10 protein-coding genes and 1 pseudogene are annotated in these 12,450 nt (G+C 41.5%); 5 read left to right on the plus strand and 6 right to left on the minus strand.

Annotated elements, in window-relative coordinates; translation table 11 throughout:
* Window positions 1–40 precede the first annotated feature (40 nt).
* A complete protein-coding gene (locus tag I8752_RS19485; RefSeq protein WP_214433950.1) occupies window positions 41–1,786 on the minus strand; it encodes a DUF3352 domain-containing protein in 1,746 nt (581 codons plus the stop codon).
* A gap of 201 nt (window positions 1,787–1,987) precedes the next feature.
* Between I8752_RS19485 and I8752_RS19490 the strand changes: the two genes are divergently transcribed.
* Window positions 1,988–2,803: a DUF1838 family protein gene (locus tag I8752_RS19490; protein WP_225895765.1), complete on the plus strand. Its 816-nt coding sequence runs from the start codon at window positions 1,988–1,990 to the stop codon at window positions 2,801–2,803.
* 277 nt (window positions 2,804–3,080) lie between these two features.
* Here I8752_RS19490 and I8752_RS19495 read toward each other — a convergent pair.
* The 3 genes and pseudogenes from I8752_RS19495 to I8752_RS19505 form a co-directional block, all read right to left on the minus strand.
* Window positions 3,081–3,494, minus strand: a pseudogene (locus I8752_RS19495) (GNAT family N-acetyltransferase); the annotation flags it as partial.
* An 8-nt stretch (window positions 3,495–3,502) separates the two neighbouring features.
* On the minus strand, window positions 3,503–3,916 hold the full coding sequence (gene arfB, locus I8752_RS19500; RefSeq protein WP_214433952.1) for an alternative ribosome rescue aminoacyl-tRNA hydrolase ArfB: 414 nt from the start codon (window positions 3,914–3,916) through the stop codon (window positions 3,503–3,505).
* Window positions 3,917–4,117: 201 nt separating this feature from the next.
* On the minus strand, window positions 4,118–5,068 hold the full coding sequence (locus tag I8752_RS19505; RefSeq protein WP_214433953.1) for an NAD-dependent epimerase/dehydratase family protein: 951 nt from the start codon (window positions 5,066–5,068) through the stop codon (window positions 4,118–4,120).
* Window positions 5,069–5,419: 351 nt separating this feature from the next.
* On the opposite strand from I8752_RS19505, the gene purD reads away from it, so the two are divergent.
* On the plus strand, window positions 5,420–6,694 hold the full coding sequence (gene purD / locus I8752_RS19510) for a phosphoribosylamine--glycine ligase (protein ID WP_214433954.1): 1,275 nt from the start codon (window positions 5,420–5,422) through the stop codon (window positions 6,692–6,694).
* A gap of 47 nt (window positions 6,695–6,741) precedes the next feature.
* Here the strand turns inward: purD and I8752_RS19515 are convergent, their stop codons facing one another.
* Window positions 6,742–7,368, minus strand: coding sequence for a Uma2 family endonuclease (locus I8752_RS19515; protein ID WP_214433955.1), 627 nt, complete (start codon window positions 7,366–7,368; stop codon window positions 6,742–6,744).
* 152 nt (window positions 7,369–7,520) lie between these two features.
* Here I8752_RS19515 and I8752_RS19520 point away from each other — a divergent pair, with 152 nt between their 5' ends.
* Window positions 7,521–8,753, plus strand: a complete 1,233-nt coding sequence (locus I8752_RS19520) for an LL-diaminopimelate aminotransferase (RefSeq protein WP_214433956.1) — start codon at window positions 7,521–7,523, stop codon at window positions 8,751–8,753.
* A 451-nt stretch (window positions 8,754–9,204) separates the two neighbouring features.
* Window positions 9,205–9,363: a hypothetical protein gene (locus tag I8752_RS19525; protein WP_214433957.1), complete on the plus strand. Its 159-nt coding sequence runs from the start codon at window positions 9,205–9,207 to the stop codon at window positions 9,361–9,363.
* A gap of 55 nt (window positions 9,364–9,418) precedes the next feature.
* Here I8752_RS19525 and I8752_RS19530 read toward each other — a convergent pair whose 3' ends face one another.
* On the minus strand, window positions 9,419–9,907 hold the full coding sequence (locus I8752_RS19530) for a hypothetical protein (RefSeq protein ID WP_214433958.1): 489 nt from the start codon (window positions 9,905–9,907) through the stop codon (window positions 9,419–9,421).
* A gap of 165 nt (window positions 9,908–10,072) precedes the next feature.
* Between I8752_RS19530 and I8752_RS19535 the strand changes: the two genes are divergently transcribed.
* Complete coding sequence (locus tag I8752_RS19535) at window positions 10,073–12,079, plus strand: serine/threonine protein kinase (RefSeq protein WP_214433959.1); 2,007 nt, start codon at window positions 10,073–10,075, stop codon at window positions 12,077–12,079.
* The last annotated feature ends 371 nt before the right edge of the window (window positions 12,080–12,450 follow it).

Consider the following 12,450-nt stretch of genomic DNA (forward strand, 5'->3'; position numbering starts at 1 on the left):
CCCTGCTCCCCTGCCCCCTGCTCCTCTGCCCCTCCGCCCTCTACTTCTTCCTACTGGGAGCCAAGACAAGCAAAATATCAAATTGTTCTCGCTCTGCTGTTGTAGAAGTGGTCGCACTAATGCTGTAAACCGAACCAATAACCGGTTTCCAGGGCTGTAAGTTTTGGTCGTTAAACACTGACGGCAAAAAACTATAAAGCCATGATAAGAAAGATCCCGTGTTTACGTAGAAATATCCCTGATTAGGATAGGGCAAAGAATTGGTAGCAGTTTGGAAATTATAAGTTGAAGGCAATAAAACATAAGGCTGCGGCACTAAGTCTGCAATTGCTCCAAATCCAGTTGTCACAATGACAGTGTTGTTGTTTACCCAACTATAGGCAAGCAAGCTTTGTGAAGAATTACCTCCAATATCCCAACTTGTGACAGGTTGACCTTGAATATTGTGAGTGTTAACCACCACTCCCCCCATCAGGGAGGATTGGATTAATTCATTTAACTTTTTGAGAGTTGCATCTGCTGCGGCTCGGTTGCTTGTTTGCACAGCTACGCCTACGCCCATATTTAAGTTAGAGCCGGCAATAAAGTTGAATAATCCTCCCTTCGTAGGGAATAGAAAAAAGCCATATTCGCCGTCCATCCAACCCAGAATATCTTTATCCCAATCAAGCCCTGTGCTAGTACGGACAAATTTACGGAACGTTTCTAAATACTCTTTGAATTGCGGTTTAGTACTGAATCCTTTGGCTAGCTGTTGCCACTGTTGGTTAAGATTGCGACCAGTAAGAGCCGAGTAAGTAGCACCAGGCATTTGGTCTAGCATAGTGCCAGTTTTTTTTGTAGCATTCTTACTTTGTTTAGATTTGAGTGCTTCGCGGTAAGCGTTGACTTGGAAGCGCAGTCCTTCTGGTTGTATGCTTACAAAGCCATTAACAGTGCCATATTCTTTTACTTCGTCTAAATTAATTGTGTCAGCACCAAAGACAGGAAAAGGCAAATTTGGATCTTTGGAAATGTCGCTGATTAAAGGAACTAACGTCGCTAAGTTTTCGTGAATTGTAAACAACACTCGATCGGACTGGGACTGCTGAAGTGTCTTTTGAAATTGAGAATTCTGCGCTAAAGTTGCCTTTTCTTCTGAAGCATCAATTAACTGCTCAATAGCTTCAGCCGTGATGCTGGTAACAACGTATCCTGGGAAAGTAGCGATCGCAATACCACTTTTCTTTTTCGAGCGATCGGGTTTCACCAAGTTAGGATTAGAAGATGATTTGAGCCTGCGGACAGAAGAAGGTAGTGTGTTTGTAGGTGGAGCTACTTGGGGCGCATTCAGTTCTAGTATTGTAATGCCTTTGTACTCGCGCTCTTTAACTCGCGATCTGTCTGCTTTGAGTTTCTCTAAAAGCGGCTGTAAACGCGTGTCATCTTTCACTGGCGCGAGTATGAGAAACTGAGAATCTACGCTCGCAGGAGTAGAGCCAACCTTTGGTAGGAACGCAAACACCACTTGTTCTCCTAGCCAAGACTCTATATCTTTTGCATAGTCCAACTCAAATACAGACGGTAAAAACTGCGACACAGCTTGAGAAGCCGTTTGAAACAAATAAAAGCGATTTAAGCCAGCCCAAGTTTTTCCTTTTGTATTAATTAACCCGACTATGGGTGTGTTGGCTGGCAAAATATTTGCAACAGCAAGAGTCGGAGATGAAGATGGCTGGCGAATCTCAGGAACAGGAGCGACAGTCAACGCAGACAGCAGTGATAAGGTGGCAACTGGTAATATCATTATGATGTAGTAACTTTTATGTCAGATAATAGCGCAGTATTTTCGCTAGCATAAACCCAGTAATTTACAAAACTAGCACAAATTAATATCACTTATCTAAATGACAGCTACAAATTACTCTCCTCTACTTTTTGTAGCAACCTGAATGCAAGTAAAGCTAATTGCTACGCTAATAACAGTTACGCTCCAAAGCATGTGAAGATGAATAAAACAGATATGAGCGATCGCTTAGATGACTACGAAGTTAATAACCTAGATTTTTACAGAAAAAATCATGGATCACAGCTTTATTACAATTGGTCTGGAGACATTTGGTGGCAAGAGGAACCAGATAAGCCAAAGGAGAAATTATTCTCTATTATTGGGATGAATGCTACAAAAGTATTTATCAAAACCGATGCTGAGTACGGCGAAGTTGGGTATCGTATTAATAGAGAGTTGGGTTTATTTTGCGACCCAGTGACCAAAGAAATTCTCACTTCGTGGAAATCACCAAAGGCAAATCAAGCAATACCAGTAGTACATATTGCTAACCGAATTGTACAAGGCTCAGTCAAACCCAAGAAATATCTCATACCTAAAGGCAGTGAATATATCACCTCTGTAATGGAAATTCCTTTAGAATACCCACATCCATTAGCAGGGGATAGCAAATACTTAGATTATTGTCCTGGCGAAAAGTTTAGAGGAATTGAATACTTTACATCACATGTTTGCCGACCTAATATTTCTGATGTCCCTTCTGCTCAGTGGGCGAGAGACTGTCCTTGGATGCCGTGGATGAAGTTAGGATATGGGCATCCAGCTAAATTAAGGTTTGAAACAACAATATCTAGAGTTAACTCTTTTGAGGAACTTAATCCTAAATTGGTTCAGTTAGTCAGGGAAAAAGTACCAATTTATGAATTCGCACCGATGGAAAGCGATGAACCGAATATGACGAGTATTCAGTACTTTAAGAAACACTTTGAATCTTATTTAAAAGGTGAGATTTTCCCACTCAAGGAAACTTGTTGATTAATTATCCCTTTTGTATAGTAAAGTGCTGAGTGCTGAGTGCTGAGTGCTGAGTGCTGAGTGCTGAGGTAACTGCGGCTATATCACCTTCCGAAAGCCAAAATTTAGGGCAAGTTTAAAACTCTAACTGAGATTGGGTTTGTGGCTTGATTTTCTAATGTGGTCGATATAGTTATATAATGTCCGGTAAATCACTTACAATTAAAAATTCTCCGCGTCCCCCCGTCTCCCCATCTCCGCGTCACTCTATTGCTTGAGACTAAAACTTGTGTAGTCATGGAAAAGGAGACTCAATTCCATAAATAACAGAAGACTGAAAGCCAAAGCGAATATAGAAATGGGGATGACCTAATACAATTACTATGGCTTCTCCTGTTACATCTGCTATTTTTAACCCTGCTTCTACTAGTGAGCTACCAATACCTTGTCTTTGAAACTGTGGATGAACTGCTAAAGGTGCTAAACCAATTACCTGGAGTTTTTCTTCATTCACTAAATCGATATAGCTAAATAAGATGTGACCGACTACAACATTGCCAATCTCTGCTACTAGTGAAAGTTCTGGAATATAGCGGTCTGAACAGCGAATTTTGTCTACAAGTTTAGCTTCGTTTTCCTGTCCAAAGGCTAATTTATTTACCTCAGCAATTGCTGGATAGTCTAGCAAAGTTTCACAACGGATGTCGATCATTTCAAATTTTAATCAATTACCTGCTTTCTCATGGACTTAATTTGTCCGTGCTTAGTTTTACTGTCAAGACGTTTTTTTTGAGAACTGCGAGTTGGTTTAGTGGGTTTACGTATTTGGGGCAAGACAACTGCGCTGAGTATGAGTTGCTTGAGTCTGTGCATTGCTTCTTCGCGGTTTTTTTCTTGGCTGCGATGTTCTTGGGCTTTGATGACGACGACTCCTTCTTGAGTGATGCGTCGGTCATTTAGCTTGAGAAGTTGCTGTTTATAGAAAGCGGGTAATGATGAAGCTTCAATGTCAAACCGTAAGTGGATGGCTGTAGCAACTTTGTTGACGTTTTGACCCCCGGCTCCTTGAGAACGAATCGCGCTAATTTCGAGTTCGCTATCGGGGATGATAATTTTATGAGAAATTTGCAGCATAACTTATATATAGCTTAAGTGGGGGCGATCGCTGTCCTCCTCTTTGAAAATATCCCTCTTGTATCGCTATCTTTGGTTGTGAAATTTTACCGCGATCGCCTGACTTGAAAACTCATAAGATAACTGAAGAGGCTGAAAGACGTTTTCATGCATGGTGATGAAACTTGTTTCATTAAAACTGCCTTCTGCCTCCAAACTTCATCAACTGTACAAAGATTTAATCCACTGCCATTCCCGCGTCAAACCTTCTTTTAGGGAAACTTGTGGCTGATATCCGAGAATTTTTCGTGCCTTAGATACATCAGCAGCCGTGTGCCGTGCATCTCCCATGGCCTTTTCTATGTGGTTTCTTTTGATGGGTTTGCCAATAATTTCTGCCATTGTGTCTAAGACTTCAGCTAAAACCACTCTGCTACCACCGCCAATATTGAAAATCTCGCCCACCGCTTCCGGTACAGTAGCAGCAGCTAAATTGGCAGCAACAGCATCGCTAACAAATGTAAAGTCTCGTGTCTGCTGTCCATCACCGTAAACGGGAATTGCCTCGTCTTGCAAAATAGATTTGAAAAACTTATGAAATGCCATATCAGGGCGCTGTCTTGGCCCGTAAACTGTAAAGTATCGCAACGCTACAAAAGGCACGCCAAAGTTTTTATGATAAAGACCGCATAAACGTTCAGCCGCCAACTTAGTAATGCCGTAAGGAGATACAGGTTGAGGGCAAATTCCCTCGTGAGTCGGCAAAGTTTCAGCATCGCCGTACACACTAGATGTAGAGGCAAATACCAATCTTTTCAGGTGTTTAGCATCTTTTGCTGCTTCTAATAAAACTTGTGTGGCGCTAATATTACGTTCGGTATAAAAACGGAAACCTTGACCCCAACTGGCTCTTACCCCTGCTTGTGCCGCCTGATGATAAACAACATCAATATCTTTGAGAAGTGTCTGCCAATCTAAAAACTGAATATTTCCTTCAATTAAACTAAAATTAGGCGACAACTGTAAATGTGCAATATTCTTGTGTTTCAACATCGGCTCATAGTAATCATTGAATTCATCAATGCCGATTACTTCTTCTCCTCGTTGTAGTAATGCTTCTACAATATGAGAGCCAATAAATCCTGCTGCTCCAGTAACGATAATTTTAGCCATAACCCCTAGTTTTTGGATATATTCTGAATTTCAATATTCACAGGTTAATACTTAAGATGATTAAACGTCATTACTTGCCAGGTATTTTTAAATCAAATCTTGGAATAGGGGAAAAAGTAATGATAAATACTTAGTTGATTTTATAATAACGAAAAAACTTAAGTGAAGTTATTTAGAATTATCTTTTCTTATTGCATTTAAAGTATACAAATACTAATTAACTAGTTAATTCATAAAATAAAAGCTTAGTCATCGCAGAGGGGGCTTGCATAAGCATGAGAATTAGTGAAAAATTGATCCGCGAGTAGTCTTAGGGCATTCTCGTATCGCAAGGGACGCACGAGGAAATCAGTGAAAGTTTTAGTTGTGGGTAACGGAGGGCGCGAACACGCTCTAGCATGGAAACTATTGCAATCGAAGCAAATTGAGCAAGTTGTTTGTGTACCGGGAAATGGGGGTACGGCAATTATGGAACGTTGCCAGAATTTGCCCCTAGCAGTAGATAATTTTGAAGGTATGAGCCAATATGCCTTAAAACATGGCATAACTCTTGTAATAGTCGGGCCGGAAGTGCCTTTAGCTAAGGGAATTACAGACTATCTGCAAAGTAAAGGACTGATGGTATTTGGGCCGACTAGAGCAGGAGCGCAAATTGAAGCGAGTAAGGCTTGGGCAAAAGCCTTAATGCAAGAAGCAAGAATTCCTACAGCAAAAGCTGCGGTATTTACAGAGGCAGCAGCAGCGAAATCTTATGTAAAAGCACAGGGAGCGCCCATAGTTGTTAAAGCTGATGGCTTGGCAGCTGGTAAGGGTGTGACAGTTGCCGAAACCTTGGAACAGGCAGAGATGGCAATTGATGCAATTTTCCAAGGGCAGTTTGGTAGTGCTGGAAATTTTGTCGTCATTGAAGAATGTTTAGTTGGGCAAGAGGTTTCAGTTTTAGCGCTAACGGATGGGTTAACAATTCGACCTCTGCTACCCGCTCAGGATCATAAACGCATTGGTGAAGGCGATACAGGAGAAAATACTGGTGGGATGGGAGCTTATGCCCCAGCGCCTATTGCGACACCAGAGTTAATGGCACGCATTCAAACAGAAGTTTTAGAAAAAACGATCGCATCCTTAAGATCCAAGAACATTGACTACCGAGGCGTACTTTACGCTGGGTTAATGGTTGCCCCCGATGGCGACTTTAAAGTTCTAGAATTTAACTGTCGCTTTGGCGACCCGGAAACGCAAGTCATTTTACCACTGTTGGCAACTCCTCTAGAAGAATTGATTTTAGCCTGTGTACAGCAGCGTTTAGGCGAATTGCCACCCATCGCTTGGCACAGGGGTGCTGCCGCTACTGTGGTTGCAGCTTCCGGCGGTTATCCAGGAGAATACGAAAAAGGTCAGGTAATGACTGGCATTCCAGAGGCAGAAGCAGCAGGCGCAGTTGTATTTCATGCAGGCACGAAATTAAACCAGCAACAACTAGTAACAGATGGAGGTAGAGTGTTAAATGTTACTGGGATTGGAGAAAATTTTGAGCAAGCGATCGCCCAGGCTTATGCTGGAATCAAATCAATTCATTTTCCGGGGATGTATTATCGCAGAGATATTGGTTATCGAGTGTTGAGTTAGTAGAGACACGATTAATCGCGTCAGAAGGCAGGAGGCAGGAGTAATTATTATTTATTGTCTCCCTTGTCTCCCTTGTCTCCCCCAGCCCTCTTACGGATAGCCTGCTCAAATTCAACAACAGCGTCATACTGGTCAGGCATGGCAATATAACGCAGTAGCAAAGCAGGGTCTAAATCTGGCAAAAACCCACTTCTGTTTACTTCTTCATACTCGCCACCTTCAGTAAGACGAAATATTTTTATTTGGTTAGATTTCCAAAACCACACTTCAGGTACTTTTTTGGGCTTGTATAATTCTTTTCTATTAATAGTGCCGCTGGTAACGATTATTTCAATAACGATATCAGGTGTTTCTTTATCGCTGCCAATACAGTAAGATTCATCAGGTGTCCCAGAAGCGTACCCAGGTTCTTCTAAAGTGAAACCGCCACGACCGTAGAACCGGATACCCAACACTCTCATATAAGCTTCTAGTAAATAGCCGAGAGTTGTTTTTACTTTCTCATGCTTGTCTCCAATGGGAGACATAATTTCTAATATTCCTGACAAATAAGACAGTCGTACATTTCGGTTATCCTTGAGTTGCGCCTCAATACCTTTGAATTGCTCCCAAGAAACATCCTTTAAAGTTACTAGTTTTTCTTCTGTGGGCTGGTCTATGAGTGGGATGCTCATAACAACATTTCCTTAAAAGGAATAGTCTTACACTCACTAATTCTACTCTTGAACCAGAAACAACATTAAATAGTCATATTACTAGAAGCAACAAAGGTATCTCAAAGATGAATTAGCAGTAAGCTGTTTTAGTGCGTCTTTCACAATCCACTATGGCAACGATTAACGACAACTACCTGAAGCTGAAAGCTGGTTATCTGTTTCCTGAAATTGCGCGACGGGTTAACACCTTCGCTGAAGCCAACCCCGATGCTAAAATTATCCGCCTAGGCATTGGCGATGTCACAGAACCTCTGCCAGAAGCTTGCCGCACAGCAATGATTAAAGCAGTGGAAGAAATGGGCGATCGCAATACTTTTAAAGGCTACGGCCCAGAACAAGGCTATGCTTGGTTAAGGGAGAAAATTGCTGCTCAAGATTTCCAAGCTAGGGGAGCGGATATAAATGCTGACGAAATCTTTATTTCTGATGGTTCCAAATGCGACACGGGCAATATTCTGGAAATCTTTGGACATAACAACATTATTGCCGTTACAGACCCAGTTTATCCCGTATATGTAGATACTAATGTTATGGCGGGTAATACTGGGGTTGCCAATGAAAAAGGCGAGTTTGAAGGCTTAGTATATTTGCCAATTACCGCTGATAACAACTTTACCGCTGAAATTCCCTCTCAAAAAGTCGATTTAATTTATCTTTGCTTCCCCAATAACCCCACTGGTGCAACTGCTACCAAAGAACACTTGCAGGCGTGGGTAGATTATGCCAAAGCTAATAACTCGATTATTTTCTTTGATGCTGCTTACGAAGCTTACATCACCGATCCCGATATTCCTCACTCTATCTATGAAATTCCAGGTGCAAAAGAAGTTGCGATCGAGTTTCGGTCTTTTTCCAAAAATGCAGGCTTTACGGGAACTCGTTGTGCCTTAACTGTCGTACCGAAGACTTTGACAGCAAAAGCCGCAGACAGTTCAAACGTGGAACTATGGAAGCTGTGGAATCGCCGTCAATCTACCAAATTCAATGGCGTATCCTACATCGTACAACGAGGAGCCGAAGCGGTTTACTCCGAAGCAGGACAAGCCCAAATTAAGGCATTGGTTGGTTTTTATTTAGAAAATGCCAAAATTATCCGCGAACAACTAACAGCAGCAGGATTGGCTGTGTATGGTGGCGTAAATGCACCTTATGTCTGGGTAAAAACTCCCAATGGTTTATCGAGTTGGGAATTCTTTGATAAATTGCTGCATACAGTCAACGTTGTGGGAACGCCTGGTTCTGGATTTGGTGCTGCGGGTGAAGGCTACTTCCGCATTTCGGCATTTAATAGTCGAGAAAATGTCGAAGAAGCAACTAAGCGAATTACTGAAAAATTTACCTAAATTAAGTAGAAGGCAGAAGGCAGGAGGCAGATGGCAGGAGGCAGATGGCAGAAGGAAAAAGCCAAATCCTGAAATGATGTAAGGGCGAACGGCCGTTCGCCCCTACTAAGGATCGGGCAATGCAAAATAAATTATTACTCCTATGTCTAATGTCTTAACAATTCATTATTGCAATGCAGCGATCGCAGCAATAATTTAAGCATTTCTTATACATGGAATAACGTTAGTTACTCGTACTCTAACGTTTCAAGCAACTAATTATAGCCAAGATACTTTTGCTTAAGCATTTCTTATACATGGAATAACCTTAGTTACTCACGCTTGAACGTTTGCAGCAACTAATTATAGCCAAGATACTTTTGCTTAAACGTTACTTATATATCGCGTAGCACTAGCAACAAATATTTGAATTTGAGCAATTACAGCCGTAGCCACACCTTTTAGGACAGTTGTGATTGCTCAAAGCCTTAAAGCAACTGGATTTTTACTCAGCACTCAGCACTCAGCACTCCTAACTCATCACTCAGCACTCAGCACTCAGCACTCAGCACTCAGCACTCCTAATTCATCACTTTGCTATTTCGTAATTAAGAAAGTCCTAGATGTCTAGTAGACTTTCTTACTTAGGGACTAGGGATTTCCCTACTTCATAACAAGTTACGAAATTAATCTTCTGGTAAATTTGCAAACACTTGCTTAACTAACTGCTTAGTCTTCTCTTCCAAACGCAGCCAATCGACTTCACCAAATTCATCAATTAAACTAGTATCAATACTAACTATTTCATTTTCTGGACTATAGTCTAAAAAACACACTTGATAACAAAGTTCCCACAGATCAATACTGACTTGTTGCCCTTGACGTTGCAAATTCAAATGATATCCTGGATGGGGCATTGGCAAACGACTCAGGGTTTCTCTGATTTCATCTGCTTGTTCTGATGTGGCATTTTCCATTTCTTGCAACAACTGAGTTACTAACGCTTTCGTTCGATCTGTGGTGCTAGGCGGCCAAATCAATATATCTTGGTAAGTTCCCGTCCAAGAAGATGTGTCGAGATGCTTGCGAAGATTATCGACAACACGAATGAAAGCAGGTTGCATGAGAAGTTCAGCACGTTGCCATATTACTGGATTTGTTATTTTGGGTGGCATTGGTCGTTAACAGGGGCACTATAAAGAAAAATTTACAGTCTGTGTTTATTAAAAAGCTGGATTTGGAGTCGAAATCTTTTCTCAAGATAACGGATTTCATTGCAGAAAATTTGGAGATATTTATTACCAGCTACAAAATTTAGGTAATAACTCTGGGGAATGAATATGATAGGCAAGCTATTAGACCATCGTTACCAAGTAATTAAAGTCCTTGCCGCAGGAGGATTTGGTCAAACTTACATTGCCCAAGATACCAGGCGACCGGGCAACCCCATTTGCGTTGTCAAGCATCTCCAACCTGTAACTGACCCCAGAGTTTTTGAGACTGCCAAACGTCTGTTTAATAGCGAAGCCGAAACCTTAGAACAATTGGGCAATCACGACCAGATACCTAGGCTGCTGGCTTACTTTGACGAAAATCAAGAATTTTATTTAGTACAAGAATTTATTGAAGGACATACCCTTACAGAGGAACTCATACCCGGTAAACCTTGGAGTGAAGACCGAGTAATTCAATTATTACAAGAAGTTCTTAGCATCTTAGAATTTGTTCACGCTCAAGGGGTAATTCACCGCGACATTAAACCAGATAATATTATTCGCCGCGCCTCTGACCAAAAATTAGTTTTAGTAGACTTTGGGGCGGTAAAGCAATTGCGTACACCAATGGTTACAGTTGGCAGACAACCCTCTGCTACAGTGGCTATTGGTACTCCTGGTTATATGCCTACAGAACAAGGACAAGGGAAACCTCGCCCTAATAGTGATATCTATTCTCTTGGCATCATCGCTATTCAAGCACTCACAGGAGTACAGCCAACACAATTGCAAGAAGACCCCGATACAGGCGAAATCCTTTGGCAGCATTTAGTCGATGTTAACTATCGACTGGCAGCAGTGTTAACTAAGATGGTGCGTTATCATTTCAAAGACCGCTACCAAACAGCAACGGAAGCACTGCAAGCATGTCAAAACGCCGTCATTCCTGTGTTGACAACTGCCACACCAAAAGAATTGCCCAGAAATCGGAGTTACGAATTAAATCATTCTCCATCTCAAGTATCTCGCCAGCAAACTGTTGCAGTTGCACCCGCAAATCCTGCCACTATTAAACCATCCCGCCAGAAAAACTCTCACAAACCCGACCCCTGGCCGCTGTTAATTGGCATATTATTAGCAGGTGGTGCAGCGGCTTTAGCAGCCAATGTATATCCAAATGTCAAAAATTTCGCTGCTAATTTTACAGGCATTAATAGTACTACAACAAACAAATGTTTGGCTGTAGTTACAGGTAATTCTAATGTGCGTTCTGAACCTAGTTCTATTAATTCTGATAATGTTTTGCAAACAGTTGCCGATAATACCAAGTTTGAAGTTACTGGTAAGCGCACAAAACGAGGTTGGATAGAAATTAAGCTCAAATCTAATCGTTTGGCTTGGGCACACTCGGATGTAATAGTGAATAATGACGAATGGATTTCTTGCCTGCGAGATAAAGGTATTGCAATTAAGACAGTAGATGATAGTTCTTTAATTGCTGCTTTACCAGTTCCCAAACCAAGAGGCAAATTTCGGGATGCAGTCATTCCGTCTTCAGAAATATCAAAAAGGCAAACTCCTATTACTGAAAAACCAGTTGAATCACAACCTAGCACTGACACTGTCAAGATTGTAGAACAAGCCAAACAAAAGTATGAATCAGGAGATTTAGCGGGAGCGATCGCACTTTTAAGGTCAGTTCCGGCAAGTGCTTCTTCTGGTATTAAAGAAACAGCTGCCACCATTAATCAATGGCAACAAGATTGGGCTAAGGCAGATGCGCTATTTAATGACATTAATCAAGCGCTAGAAAATAATCAATGGGATAAAGTTTTAGATTATAAAAACCATCCAGAGAAGTTACCTAATACTCAATACTGGCGAAACAAAATAGAACCTTTGTTTAAACAAGCAGCCGAAAATTTAGCAAAACAAGTAATCTCTGATGCTAAAAAAACACTTAACCAAAATAATTCTAAACAGGAAGTTTCTAATATAGATAATCAGAGTAATTCCAAACAAGAAGTTTCTCATACAGATAATCAGAATAATGCTAAATCGGAAGTTTCCAATACAGATACACCAGATACTAAAGAAAGTCCTAATTCTGTCGCGACTCCTCAAAATCCCTAACTGACTTGAGAGTGCTGAGTGCTGAGGAGCCACTGCGGTCTTGGGGTCTCCCCAAGTGGAGCAAGTGGCGTTGCTGAGTGCTGAGTGAAAATACTAGTCTCTAGTCCCCAGTCCCATTTTCATGCATGGTGATGAAAATTTTTTCATCGGGACTGTCTTATTGTTAGAGCGATCGCCTGTTTTTACGCGATCGCTATCGCTATGAATGCATAGTTTACCTAATTTGTTAGCAACAGGGGGTAGGGTGTAGTGAAGACGGCACTATCTGGGGGTTACAAGCCCCCAGATAGTGCCATCATCTTAAAAAGGCGGGGCTTGTATCAATACGGTTGTTGGGGCTATCTCTTCCCCCACACCCCACACCCCACACC

Origin of the sequence: Dendronalium phyllosphericum CENA369 (genome assembly GCF_016056275.1) — a bacterium.
Classification (GTDB): domain Bacteria; phylum Cyanobacteriota; class Cyanobacteriia; order Cyanobacteriales; family Nostocaceae; genus Dendronalium; species Dendronalium phyllosphericum.

What these genes read in the sequence shown, in the direction of transcription:
- I8752_RS19535 (WP_214433959.1), top strand. Translation starts at nt 10,073, where the DNA reads ATGATAGGCAAGCTATTAGACCATCGTTACCAAGTAATTAAAGTCCTT.
- arfB (WP_214433952.1), bottom strand. Translation starts at nt 3,916, where the DNA reads ATGCTGCAAATTTCTCATAAAATTATCATCCCCGATAGCGAACTCGAA.
- I8752_RS19530 (WP_214433958.1), bottom strand. Translation starts at nt 9,907, where the DNA reads ATGCCACCCAAAATAACAAATCCAGTAATATGGCAACGTGCTGAACTT.
- I8752_RS19505 (WP_214433953.1), bottom strand. Translation starts at nt 5,068, where the DNA reads ATGGCTAAAATTATCGTTACTGGAGCAGCAGGATTTATTGGCTCTCAT.
- I8752_RS19520 (WP_214433956.1), top strand. Translation starts at nt 7,521, where the DNA reads ATGGCAACGATTAACGACAACTACCTGAAGCTGAAAGCTGGTTATCTG.
- I8752_RS19485 (WP_214433950.1), bottom strand. Translation starts at nt 1,786, where the DNA reads ATGATATTACCAGTTGCCACCTTATCACTGCTGTCTGCGTTGACTGTC.
- I8752_RS19515 (WP_214433955.1), bottom strand. Translation starts at nt 7,368, where the DNA reads ATGAGCATCCCACTCATAGACCAGCCCACAGAAGAAAAACTAGTAACT.
- I8752_RS19490 (WP_225895765.1), top strand. Translation starts at nt 1,988, where the DNA reads ATGAATAAAACAGATATGAGCGATCGCTTAGATGACTACGAAGTTAAT.